Annotated in this window: 15 protein-coding genes and 1 tRNA gene; 4 read left to right on the top strand and 12 right to left on the bottom strand. The window is 60.6% G+C overall.

What is annotated here, in order from left to right; translation table 11 throughout:
• Nucleotides 1–8: 8 nt before the first annotated feature.
• The 6 genes from pqqB to SC318_RS24265 form a co-directional block, all read right to left on the bottom strand.
• Nucleotides 9–920 (bottom strand): pyrroloquinoline quinone biosynthesis protein PqqB, encoded by a 912-nt coding sequence (gene pqqB / locus SC318_RS24290; RefSeq protein ID WP_116667958.1) that lies wholly within the window; start codon nt 918–920, stop codon nt 9–11.
• Between the two features lie 70 nt (nt 921–990).
• Complete coding sequence (pqqA, locus tag SC318_RS24285) at nt 991–1,065, bottom strand: pyrroloquinoline quinone precursor peptide PqqA (RefSeq protein WP_003194766.1); 75 nt, start codon at nt 1,063–1,065, stop codon at nt 991–993.
• A gap of 158 nt (nt 1,066–1,223) precedes the next feature.
• On the bottom strand, nt 1,224–3,599 hold the full coding sequence (pqqF, locus tag SC318_RS24280; protein WP_320428743.1) for a pyrroloquinoline quinone biosynthesis protein PqqF: 2,376 nt from the start codon (nt 3,597–3,599) through the stop codon (nt 1,224–1,226).
• A gap of 48 nt (nt 3,600–3,647) precedes the next feature.
• On the bottom strand, nt 3,648–4,442 hold the full coding sequence (locus tag SC318_RS24275; RefSeq protein WP_320428742.1) for a carbon-nitrogen hydrolase family protein: 795 nt from the start codon (nt 4,440–4,442) through the stop codon (nt 3,648–3,650).
• A gap of 10 nt (nt 4,443–4,452) precedes the next feature.
• Complete coding sequence (locus SC318_RS24270; RefSeq protein WP_320431284.1) at nt 4,453–6,135, bottom strand: flavin monoamine oxidase family protein; 1,683 nt, start codon at nt 6,133–6,135, stop codon at nt 4,453–4,455.
• A 166-nt stretch (nt 6,136–6,301) separates the two neighbouring features.
• A complete protein-coding gene (locus tag SC318_RS24265) occupies nt 6,302–6,748 on the bottom strand; it encodes an Lrp/AsnC family transcriptional regulator (RefSeq protein WP_306490597.1) in 447 nt (148 codons plus the stop codon).
• Between the two features lie 194 nt (nt 6,749–6,942).
• On the opposite strand from SC318_RS24265, the gene SC318_RS24260 reads away from it, so the two are divergent.
• Nucleotides 6,943–7,569 carry a LysE family translocator gene (locus SC318_RS24260; protein WP_320428741.1) on the top strand — a complete coding sequence of 209 codons (627 nt, stop codon included), beginning with the start codon at nt 6,943–6,945 and terminating at the stop codon, nt 7,567–7,569.
• 73 nt (nt 7,570–7,642) lie between these two features.
• Here SC318_RS24260 and SC318_RS24255 read toward each other — a convergent pair.
• The 5 genes from SC318_RS24255 to rpsU all read right to left on the bottom strand — a co-directional run bounded on the left by SC318_RS24255 (nt 7,643) and on the right by rpsU (nt 16,159).
• A tRNA-Ile gene (locus SC318_RS24255) sits at nt 7,643–7,719 on the bottom strand.
• A gap of 15 nt (nt 7,720–7,734) precedes the next feature.
• Nucleotides 7,735–11,478 (bottom strand): EAL domain-containing protein, encoded by a 3,744-nt coding sequence (locus tag SC318_RS24250; RefSeq protein WP_320428740.1) that lies wholly within the window; start codon nt 11,476–11,478, stop codon nt 7,735–7,737.
• Between the two features lie 135 nt (nt 11,479–11,613).
• Nucleotides 11,614–13,464 carry an RNA polymerase sigma factor RpoD gene (gene rpoD, locus SC318_RS24245; RefSeq protein WP_320428739.1) on the bottom strand — a complete coding sequence of 617 codons (1,851 nt, stop codon included), beginning with the start codon at nt 13,462–13,464 and terminating at the stop codon, nt 11,614–11,616.
• 67 nt (nt 13,465–13,531) lie between these two features.
• The gene (gene dnaG, locus SC318_RS24240) at nt 13,532–15,502 is read right to left on the bottom strand and encodes a DNA primase (protein ID WP_320428738.1); all 1,971 of its coding nucleotides are present in this window, start codon (nt 15,500–15,502) and stop codon (nt 13,532–13,534) included.
• A 441-nt stretch (nt 15,503–15,943) separates the two neighbouring features.
• Entirely contained in the window at nt 15,944–16,159 is a 216-nt protein-coding gene (gene rpsU, locus SC318_RS24235) for a 30S ribosomal protein S21 (RefSeq protein ID WP_002551877.1), read from the bottom strand.
• A gap of 202 nt (nt 16,160–16,361) precedes the next feature.
• On the opposite strand from rpsU, the gene tsaD reads away from it, so the two are divergent.
• The gene (gene tsaD, locus SC318_RS24230; RefSeq protein WP_306490592.1) at nt 16,362–17,387 is read left to right on the top strand and encodes a tRNA (adenosine(37)-N6)-threonylcarbamoyltransferase complex transferase subunit TsaD; all 1,026 of its coding nucleotides are present in this window, start codon (nt 16,362–16,364) and stop codon (nt 17,385–17,387) included.
• Nucleotides 17,388–17,406: 19 nt separating this feature from the next.
• On the opposite strand, the gene plsY is transcribed toward tsaD, so the two are convergent.
• Complete coding sequence (gene plsY / locus SC318_RS24225; protein WP_124388449.1) at nt 17,407–17,976, bottom strand: glycerol-3-phosphate 1-O-acyltransferase PlsY; 570 nt, start codon at nt 17,974–17,976, stop codon at nt 17,407–17,409.
• Nucleotides 17,977–18,050: 74 nt separating this feature from the next.
• Between plsY and folB the strand changes: the two genes are divergently transcribed.
• Nucleotides 18,051–18,404: a dihydroneopterin aldolase gene (gene folB, locus SC318_RS24220; protein WP_032883867.1), complete on the top strand. Its 354-nt coding sequence runs from the start codon at nt 18,051–18,053 to the stop codon at nt 18,402–18,404.
• Complete coding sequence (folK, locus tag SC318_RS24215; protein ID WP_320428725.1) at nt 18,395–18,913, top strand: 2-amino-4-hydroxy-6-hydroxymethyldihydropteridine diphosphokinase; 519 nt, start codon at nt 18,395–18,397, stop codon at nt 18,911–18,913. The genes folB and folK overlap by 10 nt, the downstream gene beginning before the upstream one ends.
• Nucleotides 18,914–18,929: the final 16 nt, after the last annotated feature.

The following is an 18,929-nucleotide window of genomic DNA, read 5'->3' as shown; positions in this document are numbered from 1 at the left end:
GCCTGCTCCTACAATTCGATGCTCATGCCGTCGTAAGCCACTTCGACGTTACGCCGCACCAGCTCGGCTCGCTCGGGAGAGTCTTCGTCGAGGATCGGGTTGGTGTTGTTGATGTGGATAAGCACTTTGCGCTGCTTTGGCAACTGTTCGAGCACTTCGAGCATGCCGCCGGGGCCGTTCTGCGCCAGGTGGCCCATCTCGCGGCCGGTGCGGGTGCCAACGCCACGGCGCTGCATTTCGTCGTCGTCCCACATCGTGCCGTCCACCAGCAGGCAGTCGCTGCCGGCCATGATGTCCAACAGCGGCGCATCGACCTTGCCCAGGCCCGGGGCATAGAACAGTTTGCCGCCGGTGCGCAGGTCTTCGACAATCAGGCCGATGTTGTCGCCGGGATGCGGGTCGAAACGATGTGGCGAGTAGGGCGGTGCGGCGCTGCGCAGCGGCAGTGGCGTGAAACGCAGGTTGGGGCAGGCCGGGATGGTGAAGCTGGCGTCCAGCTCGATACGGTTCCAGGCCAGGCCGCCGTTCCAATGGGTGAGCATGGTGAACAGCGGGAAGCCGGTGCTCAGGTCTTCGTGGACCATGTCGGTGCACCAGACCTGGTGCGGGCAGCCCTCGCGCAGGCTCAGCAGGCCGGTGGTGTGGTCGATCTGGCTGTCCATCAGGATGATTGCGCTGATGCCGGTGTCCCGCAGGGCGCGGCCGGGTTGCATCGGCGCAAAGCCCTGCAGCTGCGCGCGGATGTCCGGCGAGGCATTGCACAGCACCCAGTTCACGCCATCGTCGGAAATCGCGATGGACGACTGGGTACGCGCCTGGGCCCGCAGGCTGCCATCACGAAAGCCTGCGCAGTTCACGCAGTTGCAGTTCCACTGCGGGAAGCCGCCGCCGGCGGCGGAACCTAGAATCTGGACAAACATGGTCGCTCCATCAGCAAAGCTCAAAACAAAAACGCCCCGGGCGAACCGAGGCGTTGTATTACCCAGCGGATTAGCGGCTGGCGAAGTACATGGTGACTTCGAAACCGATGCGCAGGTCGGTGTAAGCAGGTTTGGACCAGGTCATATTCATACTCCTATCAAGGGACGGGATGTTCACTACCAAGTAGTACATATAGTCCACCTCCCATGGGAGATGTTCAGATATTGCGTGTGAATATTACGCAATTCTTTTCGAGTTAGCGCTGTCTTGAAAGAAAAAGCCTGTTGCACGGTTGGCAACGATCAACCCGCCGACTGCCAGTGCCCACCGATGCATGGGCCGTTGGCGATGCAATGCCAGCCGCCTGTGGCGTCGTTCAGTTGCTGGGCCGCGCGCTGCATATCGGCAGGCGAGCAGATTTGTATCAAGTGTTGTAATTGCTCCAGGTAGCCCGTTGCGTGGCCCGCCAAGTGGGCGTGCCACACAAGATCAGCGGCTTGGCCGATAGGCAGCGACTCGGGTGTGAATTGCTGCGCCAGGGCCTTGTTGCCCACGTCTGCGCTGCGCTCGATCAACGACGGCAGTTTCGCCAGAAAGGCCTGCACTTGCTCGACGATCTCACTCAGGGACGCGCTGGGGGATTGCACGCCGAACAGCAGGCCGGTTTGCCCATCGATCTGTCGGATGCCGCTGAACACGGCGTAGCCGATTTGTAGCTCGACGCGCAGGCGCTGGTAGAACGGTCCCTGAAGCAAATGACCGAGCAAGCGCCAGGCCGCTTCATCGGCCAGGGTGTGTGTCGGTGTCGGGCAGAACAACAGCACTGCCGCTTCACTGGACTCGGTACTTACCTCGTGCCAGAGATGCGGTTCGTTGAGCGCTTGAGGCTGGCATTGGAAATGTGCAGGCAGGCCAGGCAATCGGGCAGCGGCTGTCTTGATCGCTGCTTCACAGGTTGCCGGTAACCCTGAGCCCAGCCCTTGCCAGCGGGCGCTGGCCCATGGGGCCGACGTCGCTTGGGGCATAGGCTGGACACCGGCACAGCAAGTGGGCAATGCCTTGAGCAATTGGCGGATGGCAATCATCGGCAGTGCGGGCGTTGGTGCCACGTGTTCATCGGTCGTGCTCAAGCAGCGCGCCAGCGCCTCAAGTACGGCGGGCATGGGCTCGTGGAAACCGAGCAGTTTTACTTGCCAGTCATGGCCGATGGTTTCGGCACTCAATTCGACGCCCGCCTGGCCGGCACTTTCGCGCAACGGCTGCAGCAGGCTGTCCAGGCCAGCAGGCACGATGCAGTCAAAGCGCCAACGCAGGTACAGGGCGCCTTCATCGTTGTCATTCGCCAAGGCCTGGCTGAATGTCAGCGCCGACATGTCCCGACGGCCTCGTGAGCGGTCCTGAGCGAAGGTGCGCAAGCCACGGTGGGCGCTGGTCTGGCCGCGAATCAGGCCGGCCCGTTCTTCTTTGGCGGCTGGACGAAGGAAGGGGTTGTTCGGTGGAAGCTGCCACGCGTGTTTGGCGGGCGGCAGATGCAGTGTGTCGAGCATGGCCTTGAGGGCTGCGACGCCTTGTTCCGATAAGTCTTCTTCGTCGTTGCGTGCCAGCGCCAGGGCGCTTTGCACCTGTTGCTGGCGAGCCTTGAGCAAGGCGAACTCTTCGCGTAGCGGCGTCCAGTCGCTGTGTGCGAAAAAACTCAGCCAGTCGTGCAGCAACGCCTCGATCTCTGTCGCAGAGCCACTTTGCGCGTCGAGGGTAAAGTCGATGTCCAGCACGGCCTGCCCGGCGAAGTGATACAGCACGGAGGCGTGCAATGCCGTCGCCAGGCGTCGCGCCTTCAGTTCATCGAGCAAGCCACCCGGCGCTGAGCTGTTGAGCCAGGTACAGAGAAACGCCAGCGCTTCACGCGGCGCGTCACCGGTGATGACCTGATGCAGATGCTGGTCGGCAGCCAATTGATAGCCGCTGGAGTGCCCGGCCATCAGTGCCGGTGGTTCGGCCTGGGGATGCAGCGGGCCGCCGATCAATTGCGCGCTGAATTGCTGCGCAAGCGCTTCCAGCTCTTGCTGGGACTGTGGGCCGGCCAGGCTGAGCGTCATTTGACCGCTCTGATAAAAACGCTGGTGAAATTCGCGCAACGCCTGCTGAAACGCCTCACGTTCCACCGGCAGGCTGTCACGGTTGCCCGCATGAAAACCGCGCAGCGGATGGTCGGCGGCCAAGCCCTGCAGCAAGGCCACTTGTTGCTGCGCCTTGGCATCCTGGGACCAGGCGACGAACTCGGCGTGCAGCACTTCGCGCTCGCGCAGTTGGTCGTCAATGCTCAGGCGAGGGTGCGTAAGCATATCGGCCAATCGCACGAGCCCATCGGCGAAGGTCGAAACCGGCAGCTCAAAAAAGAACTCCGTGGTGCGCTCCCGGGTGCTGGCGTTTACCTGTCCGCCATGGCGCTGCACGTAGGCCATTAGCCCTTCGCCCGCGGGAAAGCGCTCGGTCCCCAGAAACAACAGGTGCTCAAGGAAGTGCGCCAGCCCCGGCCACGCCAATGGCGCGTCATGACTGCCCGCCGCCACGCGTAAAACAGCCGCACAGCGCTTCAAGCGCGGAGCATGACGCAGGCAAAGGTGCAGGCCATTGGCCAGAGTCAGGTGCAGGGGCTGAGGGTGAACCGGCGCAGGCATGGGCACTTCCGAAACGGGGGAAGCGCCTATGCTAGCAAACCCGGTGGATCAGGGCTTGTGCAGTGCGCCGTAAAGCTCGGGGCGGCGGTCTTGCAGGTAATGATTGGCGGCGCGGGCGTCGAGGATCGATTGCCGATCCAGCGTACCGACGATCAGCGCTTCATCCAGGCCCGCCTGGGCGATGCGCTGGCCATCGGGCGCGGCGATGCTGCTTTGGCCGCAGTAGTGAATATCGCCTTCATGCCCGCAGTAGTTGGCGTAAGCCACGAAGCATTGGTTCTCGAACGCCCGTGCCCGCACGGTGACGTCGGCGACAAAGTCGAACGGCACCATATTGGCGGTGGGCACCAGGATCAGTTCGGCACCGGCCAGGGCCAGGCGCCGGGTGTTTTCCGGGAACTCCAGGTCGTAGCAAATCAGGAAACCCAGCTTCCAGCCGTTCAATTCCACCAGCGGAAAAGCGTCTTCACCGGCGCTGAACATCGCGCGGTCCAGGTCGCCAAACAGGTGCGTCTTGCGGTAGTTGCACAGGCGTTGGCCATGGGCGTCGATCAACTGCACGGCGTTGTAGATCTGGCCGTCCTCGGCGCGCTCCGGATAACCGTACAGAATCGCCAGCCCGGCACTTTGCGCGATGCCAGCAATGCTTTGCGCCGACTCGCCATCCTGAGCCTCGGCCAAGGCGCCAGTGGCTTCGGCGCCGATGTTGTAGCCGGTCAGGAACATCTCCGGCAGCACCAGCACATCGGCACCCGATGCCTCGTGCGCCAGTTGCTGCAGACGCTTGAGGTTACCGGCGACATCCAGCGGCAGTGGGGGGCATTGGTACAGGGCAACACGCATGGCTGGCTCCTTATTCGGGCAGGGCGATTGGCCCTATCTCGTCAAACACATCGCCGGGCCCCGGGTTTTCGGGATGAGTGCTACCGCCAAAGTGGGTCATGATGCCCCATACCGCGTTCAGCGAAGTTTGTACCGCGCCCTCCACCCAGGCCGGAGTCCACGAAACGTCGTCGCCAGCGATGAAAATCCCACGCTGTTCGGCGGGCATGTCCTTCTGCATGAAGTGCGCATACATGCGCTGGTTATACCGGTAGTGGCCGGGCAACGCACCTTTGAAGGCCCCGAGGAAATGCGGGTCGGCTTCCCAGGAGATAGTGATCGGGTCGCCTATGATGCGCGCCTTGATGTCTACTTTCGGGTAGATCTTATTCAGTGCGTCAAGGGCCAGTTTGACCCGCTTGTCGATGGGCTGGGGCAGCATTTTCAACGCGTCGCTCATCCACGAGTAGGACAGGCAGATCACCCCCGGCTTGTCGTCGCCGTTGTCGAACAGGTAGGTGCCGCGCGTCAGGCGATCAGTGAGGGTCATGCTCATCAGGTCGCGGCCGGTTTCCGGGTCTTTGTCTTTCCAGAACGGGCGGTCGACCATGACAAAGGTCTTGGATGACTGCATGTAGCGCGTGCGGTCCAGGGCCATCCACATCTTTTGCGAGAACAGGGTTTCGTCGCATTCGATCTGGGTGGTCAGTAGCCAGCTTTGGCAGGTGGTCAGCACGGCGGCGTATTCGCGGGTGTCGCCGTAGTTGTCGGTGACGGCGAAGCGGCCGTCGGCGGCGTGGGCAATGCGCTTCACGCCCGCCCGTGGCGCGCCTCGGTGCAGTGAGCTCAGGCTGGTGCCGGCGGGCCAGTGGGCACAGCGCTCCGGCACGTGACGCCAGATGCCCATGGGCACCTGGGCCACGCCGCCGACGACCAGGTGCTGATGGTCGTCGCAGTTGGTCATCACCACGCGGAAGATTTCCAGCATGGAATTGGGGAAGTCCGAGTCCCAGCCGCCCGTGCCGAAACCGACCTGGCCGAACACTTCGCGGTGCAGGAACGACAATTTGGCAAAGGACTTGGAGGTGGCGACGAAGTCGTAGAAGGTGCGGTCGTCCCACAGCGGGACCAGCTTGTTCCACAGCTCCTTGAGACGCGGCACGTCGCGGTCGCGGATCGCTTGCTGAATATCGCCGTACTGCGAACCGGCTTCCAGCGCGTCGGCCCAGGCGTCAGCGACTTCCTGGAACAACACCGGCAGGTCGGAGAGCTTTTGCGCGTAGTGCGTCTGGCCTTCCAGATCAATAACGGTGCTGCCGGATGCCGGCGTCAGCGGGTTGGGAAAGGGTTTGGTTTCCAGGCCCAGCTTGTCCACGTAGTGATAGAAAGCGGTGGACGATACCGGAAAGCGCATCCCACCCAGCTCGGCGATGATGCCTTCGGCGCCTTCGAAAGCCTGGGAACGCAGGCGACCGCCCATTTTCGAGGCTTCGTAGACCACCGGCTTCAAGCCCAGCTTCATCAGCTCGTAGGCAGCCACCAGCCCGGCAATGCCTGCGCCCACGATCGCCACTTCGGCGCCGTGGTTGGCGGCAGGAATGCTACCCAGGCCAGCGGGGTGTTCGATCCAGTCATCAAAGGCAAACGGGAAATCCGGGCCGAAGATGGTGATGGGTTTTTTACCGTCGGCGGGGTGTCGATTGGTCTTGCTGATGGTGCTGGACGGAATGCTCATGGCTGACCTTACTGACGACTCGGCGGGATAGGCCCGTTGAGTATAGGAAAAGATGGCAGCCAGTTTAGGGAGCGTTGCGCTCGTTAATAAGACGCAATGTGTCGTCGGATTGCATTCGTTTCAGTCAATCTGACGAGCTCACTGGTCAGATAGGTTGTCCACGGTCCAATTTGTTACTAAGGATGATGGATGTGGTGGTTTTTTCCACACCATCGACGCTGCCGATCTGATCCAGCAACTGATCAAGTTGCTCCGGCGACTCAGTGCGCAGCCACGCCACGTAATCAAATTCGCCGCTCACCGCGCACAGCTGTTGTACCTGGGCCATTGCACTCAACCTGCGCAGTACTTCCTTGCCAGAACGCGGTTGTACGGTAATGCCCACATACGCCTGCAGGCCACCATCCGCCACGCGCTGGCCCAGGCGCACGCCATAACCGGTAATCACCTGGGTTTTCTCAAGGCGCGCCAGGCGCGAAGTGACCGTGGTGCGCGCGATACCCAATTGCCGGGCAAGCATGGCCACGCTTTCGCGAGCATTGAGCTGCAAGGCGGCGATCAGTTGGCGGTCAATGTCGTCTAGGGCGGGCAAGGGTGAAGCTCCAGTGCGAGGGTGCAGTGGGCAGGTATGTTACAGGCTTGGTCGGGCTTACAGAACCGCTGCGCCAGACACGGGCTTGTACCGTTGAGGGCGTCATTGCGCGGAGGTCGGCCTGTAGCTCGCGGGGATTTGATAGCTCGTATTTAAAGGTTAATCTGCCGACTACATCTGGCTGAGACCCACCTATGCCATTCTCTGACAACCTTATAGCCTTTACCTTCGCAGCGACCCTGCTCACGCTGACGCCTGGCCTCGATACCGCACTGATTTTGCGCACGGCCACGGTGGAAGGTAAGCGACAGGCACTGCGCGCGGCTCTGGGCATCAACGCAGGCTGCTTCCTGTGGGGCGCCGCCGTCGCTTTTGGACTCGGGGCCCTGATTGCTGTCTCAGAGCTGGCGTTCGATATCTTGAAGTATTGCGGCGCGGCTTACCTGGCCTGGCTGGGGCTAAACATGCTGCTGCGGCCTCGCACGTCGTTGTCATCTGTCGAGGGCGCTCAAAAGAAAGTGCCAAACTGGTTCTTCAAAGGCCTGATGGGTAACGTACTGAACCCCAAGATCGGCATCTTCTACGTGTCTTTTCTCCCCCAGTTCATTCCGCAAGGGCAGCCATTGATCGCCTGGACGTTTGGCTTGGTCAGCATTCATGTCGTTATCGGGTTTCTGTGGTCGATCATCCTGATTGCCGCGACCCAGCCCCTGGCAAAAGTATTGCGCAACGAGAAAGTCATCACCTGGATGGACCGCGCGACTGGCTTGATTTTCGTCCTTTTCGCGGCACGGCTTGCCTTCAGCAAACGATCAGTTTGAGGTTGCGCCCATACGTATTTTTTTTCGGGATTTCAGAAACGCGAAAGCCGCGCAATGCGCGGCTTTCTTGTGTTGGTGGGCCCACACGGACTTGAACCGTGGACCAAAGGATTATGAGTCCTCTGCTCTGACCAACTGAGCTATAGGCCCTCAGTAGGTCGCGGATTATAACGATGGTTTGTTCACTGTGCCATCCGAAAAATCCTCCAGGCTCGTGCGAAGGAAGCTTGCGGCAAATTGCTCCGGTGGCAGGGGCAGGCTGACGATGTAGCCTTGCATCTGTTCACAGCCTTCGGCGGCGAGGAAAGCTTGCTGGGCGGGGTTCTCCACGCCTTCGGCGATGATGGTGAATTGCATGCTGTGGCCGAGGGCGATGATGGCGCGCACGATGGCGGCGTCGTGGGGGTCGTCGGGCAGGCCGCGGACGAAGGATTGGTCGATCTTGAGGAAATCCAGGGGCAGGCGCTTGAGGTAGCTGAGGGAAGAATAACCGGTGCCAAAATCGTCGATCGCCAGTTGCACCCCCAGCCCTTTGAGTTGGTGCAGCACCTCCAGCGCTTCTTCGGCCTGGCTCATGATGAAGTTTTCGGTGATTTCCAGTTGCAGGCAGCCGGGTTCCAGTCGGTAATCGCGCAGCAGTTGCTCGATGCGTGACAGCAGGTTGGGGTGACGCAGTTGCGCGCCGGCGAGGTTGACGGACAGGGGGCCGAAATCACCGAAAGTGCCTCTCCAGGCGTGCATCTGTCGGCACGCCTGTTCCAGTACCCAATCGCCAATTTGCAGGATCGTGCCGTTTTCTTCAGCCAGGGCGATGAAGTGCTCGGGCGGTACGTCGCCAAAGGTTGGGTGGTGCCAGCGAATCAAGGCCTCGGCACCGATCAGCTCCTGGGTGATCAGGCTGCGTTTGGGTTGGTAATACAGGCTCAACTCGTCACGTTCGATGGCGCGGCGCAGCTCATGCTCCAGGGCCACGCGCTCATTGGCCTGCGCCGTCAGGTCGCGGGTGTAGCTCTCAACACGGTTGCGGCCATTGGCTTTTGAGCGGTACATCGCGGCGTCGGCATTTTTGACCAGGGTGGCGACATCGGTGCCGTCCTGCGGGTACAGGCTGGTGCCGATACTCGCGCTGATAAAAAATTCGTGCTCGCCGGCCTGGAAGGGCGGTGTGAAGCAGTCGAGCAGTTTATTCGCCAGGTATTGGGCGTCGCTGGCCTGTTGCAGGCCGGGCAGCAGGATGATGAATTCATCGCCGCCCAGGCGGGCGACGGTGTCGATGTCGCGCAGTTGTTCCTTGAGGCGCACGGCAATGTCTTTGAGCAGGAGGTCGCCGACCGGGTGGCCCAGGCTGTCGTTGATGTGTTTAAAGCGGTCCAGGTCCAGAAACAACACAGCGCCTTGATTACCGCTTTCCTGCTGGCCATTGAGGGCGGCCTGCAGTCGGCTTTCAAACAACGTGCGATTGGGCAGGCCGGTCAGCGGGTCGTGATGGGCTTGATAGTCGAGGCGCGCCTGGGCGAGCTTGAGGCTGGAAATATCGGCGAATACCGCCACGAAGTGGGTGACCAACTGGTCGCGATTGCGCACGGCGCTGATGGTCAGCCAGCTGGGGTACAGCTCGCCGTCCTTTCGACGGTTGGAAATTTCGCCCTGCCAGTGGCCCTGGGTCGTCAACTGATGCCACATCGCCGCATAGAAGGCGCTGTCATGCAGGCCGGAGGCGAGCAGGCGCGGGGTATGGCCCAGCGCTTCGGCCTCGCTGTAACCGGTGATCTCGCTGAAGGCGCGGTTAACGGCACTGATGTTCTGCCGAGTGTCGGTGATCAATACGCCTTCGGCGGTGCTTTCGAACACCGTGGCGGCTTGTTGCAGTTTTTCCTGCATCAGCTGACGTTCGGTGATGTCGCGGGCGATGGTCAGCATGCAGTCTTCGTCACCGATGGGCAGCGGGCGGCTTGACAGTTCGCAGAGGCGAACCTGGCCATCGACGCGGCGGATATGGCAAATGAAGTCGCGGACAAAGCCGTCGCGCTGCATCAACTCCAGCATGTGCTTGCGCTCATTGAGGTCAACCCAGATGCCGAGGTCCAGGGCCGACTGATCCAGTGACGTGGCGCTGGTGTAGCCGGTCAGTTGGCTGAAGCCTTCGTTCACTTCGATCAGCAGGCCATCGCTTTGACGGCTCAGCAACAAGCCATCGGGGGAGGCATGAAAGGCCTTGGCAAACTTCTCTTCGGAGGTCTGCAACTGCTGCTGGGTTTCCTTGAGCTGGGTGATGTCTCGCACCACGACCACCAAGGCTTCGGTGGTATCGAGTTGGAACGGCTCGGCTGAAATAAGTCCGATAAATGCCTGGCCATTGCTGCGCAGGAAGGTCATTTCCAGGTTGCGGATGCTGGTGGTCTGCACGCGTTGCAGCAAATCCGGGCCGACTCCTTGAACGCCCCAGATATTCAGCTCGGTGGCGGTTTTGCCCACCACGTCTGCGGCGCCAAGGCCTATCTGGTCTTCAAAGGCCTTGTTGACTTCAAGCAGGCATCCGTCGGACAGGCGGGCGATCACCAGGATGTCCGGGCATTGCTGGAACACCGAAGCGAACTTCTGCTCCGACAGCTGCAGCGCCTCTTCTGTACGCTTGGCTTCGCTGATGTCGATCATCAAGCCGCGCAGCACCGGTTCATGGCCGTGCTCGATCAGGCTGACGATGTCGCGTACCCACAGGCAGCGGCCATCGGCCGTAATAACGCGATAGTCGATGCTGTGATCACGGTTGGCCCGGGTTTCGCGCAGGCAATAGGTTTCGGTGCGGGTCAGGTCGGCGGGGTGAATGATGTTGCGCCAGAAGCCAGGGATCAGCCAATGGGCGCGGGGGTAGCCCAGCAATTCTTCGGCGTGGGGCGACACGTAGCTGTAGGTGAAGTCGCTGATGTCGGCTTCCCAGGCGATGGCCGACAGACTCTCCACCAGGCCGCGATAGTGGTACTCGCTGCTACGCAGTTTTTGCTCAAGGGCCACCCGGCGGGAAATTTCCGAGCTGAGCCGACGATTGATGCGAATCACGATGACCAGCACGGTACTCAGCAGCAGCACCGCAGGCAGGCCGTACAGCAACAAATCTGCCCAGAACGTGCGGTGATCGCTGAAGCTGCCGACCCAATGCTGCTGGATCGCATCGGTTTCGGCTGGGCTGAGGTCGGCGAGGACCTTGTCCAGGATACCCACCAGTATTTTCTCATCCCGGGGCACGCCCATCGCCAACTGATAGCGGTAGGGCGTTTCGCCGCTGACGTACAAACCATCGAGTTTCAGCTGGCGCAGGCTCCAGACGCTCGAAGCCAGATCGCTGACTACCGCATCCACTTCATCGGTAGCCAGGGCCTGCAACATGGAGCTGACGTTAGGCATTGCGACAAGATTGAGGTCGGGGTGATGGGTGCGCAGCAGTTCATGAGGTGCGTAGTTTTCCACCACGGCGATTTTCAGTCCGTACAGGTCCTTGAGGTTGCGCGGCTTCGCACCGCCTTCATGGGCCAATATGACGATGGGGAAGTCGAGATAGGGGCGTGTGAAGGCCAGGAAGCTCTGGCGTTCCGGGGTGGACATGATGCCGGGGAGCAGGTCGAGCTGATTGTTGCGCGCTTGTTCGAGCACCGCGGTCCAGTTTACCGGCTCGATCAGGCTGACCCTGACACCCAGGCGATCCTGGATCAGGCGCACGTAGTCAGCGGCCAGGCCCTGGTAGCGGCCATTTTCATCGCGGTATTCAAAGGGTGGCCAGGACGCATCCACCCCAAGGCGCAGCTCCTGATGGTCCGTCAGCCAGCTACGCTCATCATCAGTGAGAGTCAACGCGCCAGCCGTTGCGGTCCAGGTCAGCAGCGACAGCAGTATCACGGTCGGCAATCTGGGCATAACGGTCTCGTTATGGCACGGGGAATGTCTCGAGTGTAGACGGGCATTGCGAGGGCGGGGCGTTGCGCGGCAGTTAATCTGCGCAAAGCAATGTGCACAAAGCAAAACCCCCGGCCTGGGCCGGGGGTTTTGTTATCACTCGTCGAGGAAGGAGCGCAGATGCTCGCTTCGCGTCGGATGGCGCAACTTGCGCAGCGCCTTGGCTTCGATCTGACGGATCCGCTCGCGGGTCACGTCAAACTGCTTACCAACTTCCTCAAGGGTGTGGTCGGTATTCATGTCGATGCCGAAACGCATGCGCAGTACCTTGGCTTCACGGGCAGTGAGGCCAGAGAGTACGTCGCGAGTCGCTTCTTTAAGGCTCTCAACAGTGGCGACATCGATTGGCGACTGCATGGTCGAGTCTTCGATGAAGTCACCCAGATGGGAGTCTTCGTCATCACCAATCGGCGTTTCCATGGAGATCGGCTCTTTAGCGATCTTCAATACCTTGCGGATCTTATCCTCAGGCATTTCCATGCGCTCGCCCAGCTCTTCCGGGGTCGGTTCGCGACCCATCTCCTGCAACATCTGCCGGGAGATACGGTTGAGCTTGTTGATGGTCTCGATCATGTGCACCGGAATACGGATGGTGCGGGCCTGGTCGGCGATCGAGCGAGTGATCGCCTGACGGATCCACCAGGTGGCATAAGTCGAGAACTTGTAGCCGCGACGGTATTCGAACTTGTCCACAGCCTTCATCAAACCGATGTTGCCTTCCTGGATCAGGTCGAGGAATTGCAGGCCACGGTTGGTGTACTTCTTGGCGATGGAGATCACCAGACGCAAGTTCGCTTCAACCATCTCTTTCTTCGCGCGGCGGGCCTTGGCCTCACCGATCGACATGCGACGGTTGATGTCCTTGATCTCGGCAATCGTGAGGCCGGTTTCAGCCTCCAGTGCGCTCAGCTTCTGCTGGCAACGGATGATGTCCGGCTGCAGGCGACCGATGGCTTCGGCGTATTTCGCCTTGCCTTTGGCCAGAGCATCGCTCCAGGCTTCGTCAACTTCGTGGCCTGGGAACTGGCGCAGGAAGTCGGTACGCGGCATGCGCGCATCACGGACACAGAGCTGCATGATCGCACGCTCTTGTGCACGCAGACGCTCAAGGGCGCTACGAACGCGTTCAACCAGGCCTTCGAATTGCTTGGGTACCAGCTTGATCGGCATGAACAGCTCGGCCAGGGCCAGCAGCTCGGCAATTGCCTGCTTGTTGGCACGACCATGCTTTTTCAGAGCCTTGCGGGTGATTTCCATTTGATCGGAAACCGCACCGAAACGCTGGGCAGCGATGATCGGGTCTGGACCGCTTTCAACTTCTTCTTCGTCGTCGGAGCTGGCTTCAGCTTCGTCGTCATCGGAGTCGTCGTCGGCTTTCGGCGCTTTCGGGTCGACAGGCGGCGGCACTTCGGCGGCAGGCGGCGCAATGCCGTCGTCCGGGTCGATATAACCGCTCAGGACGTCAGACAGGCGGCCACCTTCGGTGGTGACGCGAGTGTACTCGGAGAGAATGTGGTCAACCGTGCCAGGGAAGTGCGCGATTGCGCCCATCACTTCACGGATGCCCTCTTCGATACGCTTGGCGATTTCGATTTCGCCTTCACGTGTCAGCAACTCGACGGTACCCATTTCACGCATATACATGCGCACAGGGTCAGTCGTGCGACCGATGTCGGTCTCCACCGCGGCCAACGCGGCAGCGGCTTCTTCAGCGGCTGCCTCGTCGGTATCGGCGTCGGCCAACATAAGGGCGTCCGCATCCGGAGCACTCTCGTGTACGGGGATCCCCATGTCATTAATCATGCGGATGATGTCTTCCACCTGCTCTGGATCTGAAATATCCTCAGGCAGGTGGTCGTTGACCTCTGCGTAAGTCAGATACTTCTGCTCACGACCAAGGGTGATCAACTCTTTGATACGAGACTGCTGTTGCGCTTTTCCGGACATAACACCCTATCCACTGAAGGTCTTGGCGGGCAAAAAACAAGCCGAGGATTATACCCGAGCTATGACCTCACACGCCAGCTGAGGTCGGGTTTGATGTGCAAACGTTCTGTTTTAAGAGGTCGCGCATCTGTTTTGCTATCTGAATTTGCTCTTCAGCCGACAATCCCGGCTGCCTTGCTCGTTTAATGAGCTCATCGAGGGTCTGTGTGTGCTGACCCGCGGATAACCTATTAATGGTGTCTAAAAACTGTTGTTCAAGGTTGTCGCCGTCAATTAGCCACTCCTTTTCCGCGAGTGCCTTCAACAGGCGACCCTGCTCCGTGCCATGCCAGCGGGCCATCAGCTGAATTGAGTTTAGCTTAGGATTTTTCTGCACGGCCTCGATCAAGGCGATAAGTACCTGGGCATAGGTGTTGCTCTCGTTGGCGAAATGATCGGCGCTTTCAACCTTGCCCGCCAGTTGTGGATGATGGATGAGAGTACGCAAGGCAATCAGCGTCGGCGCTTCTACGGCAACCGGCGTGCGTGGGGCGTAGGCCTCGTCTCGATCGCCGCGTTTACCGTTCTTGCTCCAGGGCTTCTTGTCCCATTTCTTGCCGCCGGCACCGGGCTTTTTCGGCGTCCACTCCTGCTGGGGCGTATAGGCCTCCTGCGGCTGATGGAAGTCGGCATAGTCCGGCATGGCATCGTAATCCATGCCTGGGTCGTAGGCGGGCGGCGCCTCCTGAGGGGCGCTATGCACCAGCTGGCTCACGGCTTCGCCGCTCAATCCGGTGATTTCCAGTAGGCGCTGGCGCATCAGGGTGCGCAAATTGGCGCCTGGGACCTTGTCGATCAACGGCGCTGCGAGGGTGGCCATATGGGCCTTGCCTTCAAGCGAGCGCGGATCGGCTTCTTCGGTCAACTGCTGGAAAAAATAGTCTGCCAGCGGCTGTGCGTGTTGATTGATGCGTGCACGGAACGCGTCGGTGCCTTCGGCGCGCACCAGGGTGTCCGGGTCTTCGCCTTCTGGCAAGAACAGGAAGCGGGCACGGCGCCCATCCTGCAGACTCGACAGGGTAGCCTCGAGTGCGCGCCAGGCGGCGTTGCGGCCGGCCTGGTCGCCGTCGAAACAGAACAGCACGCTGGGCACGACGCGAAACAGGCGCTTCAAGTGTTCTTCGCTGGTAGCGGTGCCAAGCGTCGCCACCGCATTACGCAGGCCCTGCTGGGCCAGGGCGATCACATCCATATAGCCTTCAACCACGATAATCTCGTCGAGGTTGCGGTTGTTCTTGCGCGCTTCGAACAAGCCGTAGAGTTCCTGGCCCTTATGGAACACCGGGGTTTCCGGGGAGTTCAGGTACTTGGGCTTGTCGTCTCCCAGCACTCGGCCGCCGAACGCGATGATGCGGCCGCGGCTGTCGCGGATCGGAAACATCACGCGGTCGCGGAAGCGGTCATAGCGTTTGCCGGTCTCGGCGTTTTCCACCAGCAGGCCAGCATCAATCATGGCTTTCTGCTGGAGCGTATCGCTGCTCAGATGCTTGTACAGGTTGTCCCAGCCGGGCGGCGCGAAGCCGAGGCCGAAGTCCCGGGCGATTTCACCGGTAAGGCCGCGGCCCTTGAGGTAATCGACAGCGGCTTTGCGCTGTGGATGGGTTTTAAGCGCCTGCCGGTAGAACTCGGCGGCGGCGGTCAGCAGCGGATACAGCGGCGAGTCGGTGGGTTGTCGCGGTTTGTGCGCGCGGCCACTTTCTTCGCGGGGGATTTCCATGCCGGCGGCTTTCGCCAGGTCCTCGACGGCCTGGGGGAAATCCAGGTTGTCGTGGTCCATCAGGAAGCCGAGGGCGTTGCCGCCGGCGCCGCAACCGAAGCAGTAATAGAACTGCTTGTCCGGGCTGACACTGAACGACGGGGTTTTTTCCTTATGGAACGGGCAGCAGGCGGTGTAGTTCTTGCCGGCTTTTTTCAGTTGCACGCGTGAGCTGACGACATCGACGATGTCGGTGCGGTTCAGAAGGTCGTCAATAAAGCTCTGGGGAATCAGCCCGGCCATGGCGTTCTCGTCATCACTGCGTGTAAATGAGGGCCCGTGAAATGTTCAAGCGCACGTTGGGTGCTCGATCATTATCGTCTGCATGGGGTGTCAGGGAGTGTATCTGTCGAACATTCGCTGACGTTAGTCTCTATCAGTGTTCGACGAATAAAAGTTGCCCGTGAGTCCGGTCTTGACCTGTGGGCGGTCTCGGAAGCTCATCAATGGGCACAGTCGACACAGTTGATCGTCTGCTTGAAGAATAGGGTGTGCTCGTCAGTAGCCTTGTTAGGCTCGTCAGAAGAGACGTGCACCGCTGGCAAAAGAGCCAGTCCTGACGTTTGAAGCAGTGTCTCGGTCGCGTGTGCGGCGTCGACGATGAAGCATCAAGCGATATCCGCAAATGCCAACAGCCCGGCTGAGGGCCGGGCTTGGCAGAAGCTTGCTACGAACGTCTGTGTATTAGTACAGACGAACGGCGCGGCGCTGTTCGCGCTGAACTTTCTTGGCGTGACGCTTAACAGCGGCTGCTGCCTTACGCTTACGCTCAGAAGTTGGCTTCTCATAAAATTCGCGGCTACGAACTTCAGCCAGAACACCGGCTTTTTCGCAGGAGCGCTTGAAACGACGCAGAGCTACGTCGAAGGGTTCGTTCTCTTTTACTTTGACGGCTGGCATCCAGAGCTACCTTCTTTCATTACCGGGATCAACGTTCTCGTCGCAAAAAATTCGCGGCTGAGGTCGTCGGTTTTTAAGGGTTGCGGATGTTAACCCCTCATTGGCAGGAATGCAAAGCCTCTGATCGAAAACCGCTAGTCGGGAGGGGGAGTGGCGACTATTATGCGCGCCTTCGAATTCAGCCTCTACAAGGCGCAAACCCATGCTAGTACTGGGACTTGAAACCTCCTGCGACGAAACCGGCGTCGCACTTTACGACAGTGAACGCGGGCTTTTGGCCGATGCGCTGTTCAGTCAGATCGACCTGCATCGCGCCTATGGCGGCGTGGTGCCGGAGCTTGCCAGCCGTGATCACGTCAAACGTATGCTGCCATTGATTCGCCAGGTGTTGAACGAGGCGGGTTGCGTGCCGACCGAGATCGATGCGATTGCTTATACCGCAGGCCCCGGGTTGGTCGGAGCCCTGCTGGTTGGGGCTTCCTGTGCCCAGGCGCTGGCATTTGCCTGGGGCATTCCGGCCCTCGGTGTGCACCACATGGAAGGCCATTTGCTGGCGCCGATGCTGGAAAAAACACCGCCGGCGTTCCCGTTCGTCGCTTTGTTGGTTTCGGGGGGGCATACGCAGCTGGTTCAGGTCGATGGCATCGGCCAATACACGCTGTTGGGCGAGTCCCTGGACGACGCCGCCGGCGAAGCATTCGACAAGACCGCGAAGATGATGGGGCTCAATTACCCCGGCGGTCCGGAAATCGCCCGCCTCGCCGAAAAGGGCGTGGCCGGTCGTTACACGTTCCCTCGGCCGATGTGCGATCGCCCTGGCTTGATGTTCAGCTTCAGCGGCTTGAAAACCTCCGCGTTGAATACCTGGCAGCAGAGCGTCAGCGCCGGGGACGACGGCGAGCAAGCCCGTTGCGACATCGCGCTGGCGTTCCAGCAGGCCGTGGTAGAGACTTTGACCATCAAGTGCAAGCGCGCCCTGAAACAGGCCGGCATGCAGCGGCTGGTGATTGCCGGCGGCGTCAGCGCCAACAAGGCCTTGCGCAGCTCGTTGGAGAAAATGCTTGGCGAGATGAAGGGGGAGGTGTTCTACGCGCGCCCAGAGTTCTGCACCGACAATGGCGCGATGATCGCCTACGCCGGCTGCCAGCGTCTGATGGCAGGGCAACATGAAAGCCTGGCGATCAGCGTGCAGGCGCGTTGGCCGATGGAGCAGTTGTCGCCGTTGTAAGCATTGGCACGAAGGCTATTTAAAAATGCCGTTCGCGCCCGGCAAACAGGTCGCGTAGATTGCCGCGGTGGCGCCACACGATCAGCAGGGTCAGCACGCTCATGGGCAGCAATGCCGCCGGGGCCTGCCAGGCCAGCAACGGCAGGGTGAGCGGCGTGGCGATCAGCGCAGCCAGGGAACTGGTACGGGTCAGGTAGAACGTCAGCAGCCAGGCGAGCACCGCCAGCAAGGCTGCGGGGGGGTAAATCCCCAGCAGCATGCCGGCCGCCGTGGCGACGCCTTTGCCGCCGCGAAAGCGGAAGTACAAGGGGAACAGATGGCCCAGGACGGCGCACACGCCCACCCAGGCCTGTTGTTGCAGGGTCAGGCCGGCGAGGCTGGCGATCAGTACGGGCAGCAAGCCCTTGCACAAGTCGCCCAGCAACGTCAGCACGGCAAGTTTCTTGCCGGCCAGGCGCAGCATATTGGTGGCACCGGCATTGCCTGAGCCACTCATTCGCGGATCGGGATTTCCCGTCAGGCGGCTGAGCAAGATGGCAAAGGACAGCGAGCCGAGCAGGTAGGCGAGAATCGCCAGTAACCAAAACATGCTAACTATTCCGGGCGAGGACGCCCTGATTCTAACGGGGCATTGCGCCCTTGTCGTGCTGCGGAGAAGAGTGCTTGGACAGAGTGTTTATCGAAGGCCTGGAAGTCGACACCGTGATCGGCGCCTACGACTGGGAGCGCGGAATCCGTCAATGCCTGCGCCTGGACCTGAGCTTTGCCTGGGATAACCGTCCGGCCGCTGCCGGTGACGACCTGACCCTGGCGCTGGATTACGCCAGCGTGTCCGCGCGCATCCAGGCCTTTGCCGAGCAGTCCCAGTACCAACTGGTGGAAACCTTTGCCGAGCGCCTGGCCCAAGTGCTGATGAGCGAATTCCAGATTCCCTGGCTGCACCTCAAACTGACCAAGCCAGGTGCCGTCCCGGCGGCCAAGGGCGTGGGCGTGGAGATCGAGCGCGGATGTCGCTGACTCAGGTTTACCTTGGCCTTGGCAGTAATATCGAGCGCGAGCTCAATTTATGTGCGGGGCTCGATGCGCTGGCGAGCTTTTTGACGGACATGCGCTGTTCGGCGGTATTCGAAAGCCAGCCGGTGGGCATCAAGAGCGGGCCATTCTTCAATCTGGTGGTGTCGGCCTATACCGACCTGCCATTGATGGAGCTGGACCGCCGATTGAAATTCATCGAGGCCGACAACGGCCGTTATGCGCCGGATCGTAAAGGTTTGCCGTTGGATATCGACGTGCTGCTGTACGGCGACTTGGTGGGTAATTTCGACGGCTTGATCCTGCCGCGGGCAGAAATCCTGAAAAACGCGTTCGTGTTGTGGCCGCTGTCGATGATGGCGCCGGATCGTGTGCACCCTGAAGCGGGCAAGACCATGGCGGCGCTGTGGCGTGATGCGCAGATCGATCAGGTGCTTGCGCCGGTGGCGTTTGAGTGGCGGGGCCGGCAACTCACGGCAGACGTGCTTCTGTAGGAGCCGAGCTTGCTCG

Source organism: Pseudomonas sp. MUP55, from assembly GCF_034043515.1.
Lineage (GTDB): Bacteria > Pseudomonadota > Gammaproteobacteria > Pseudomonadales > Pseudomonadaceae > Aquipseudomonas.
Note: the sequence above shows the minus strand (reverse complement) of the source record. Positions and strands in the feature narration are given on the sequence as shown.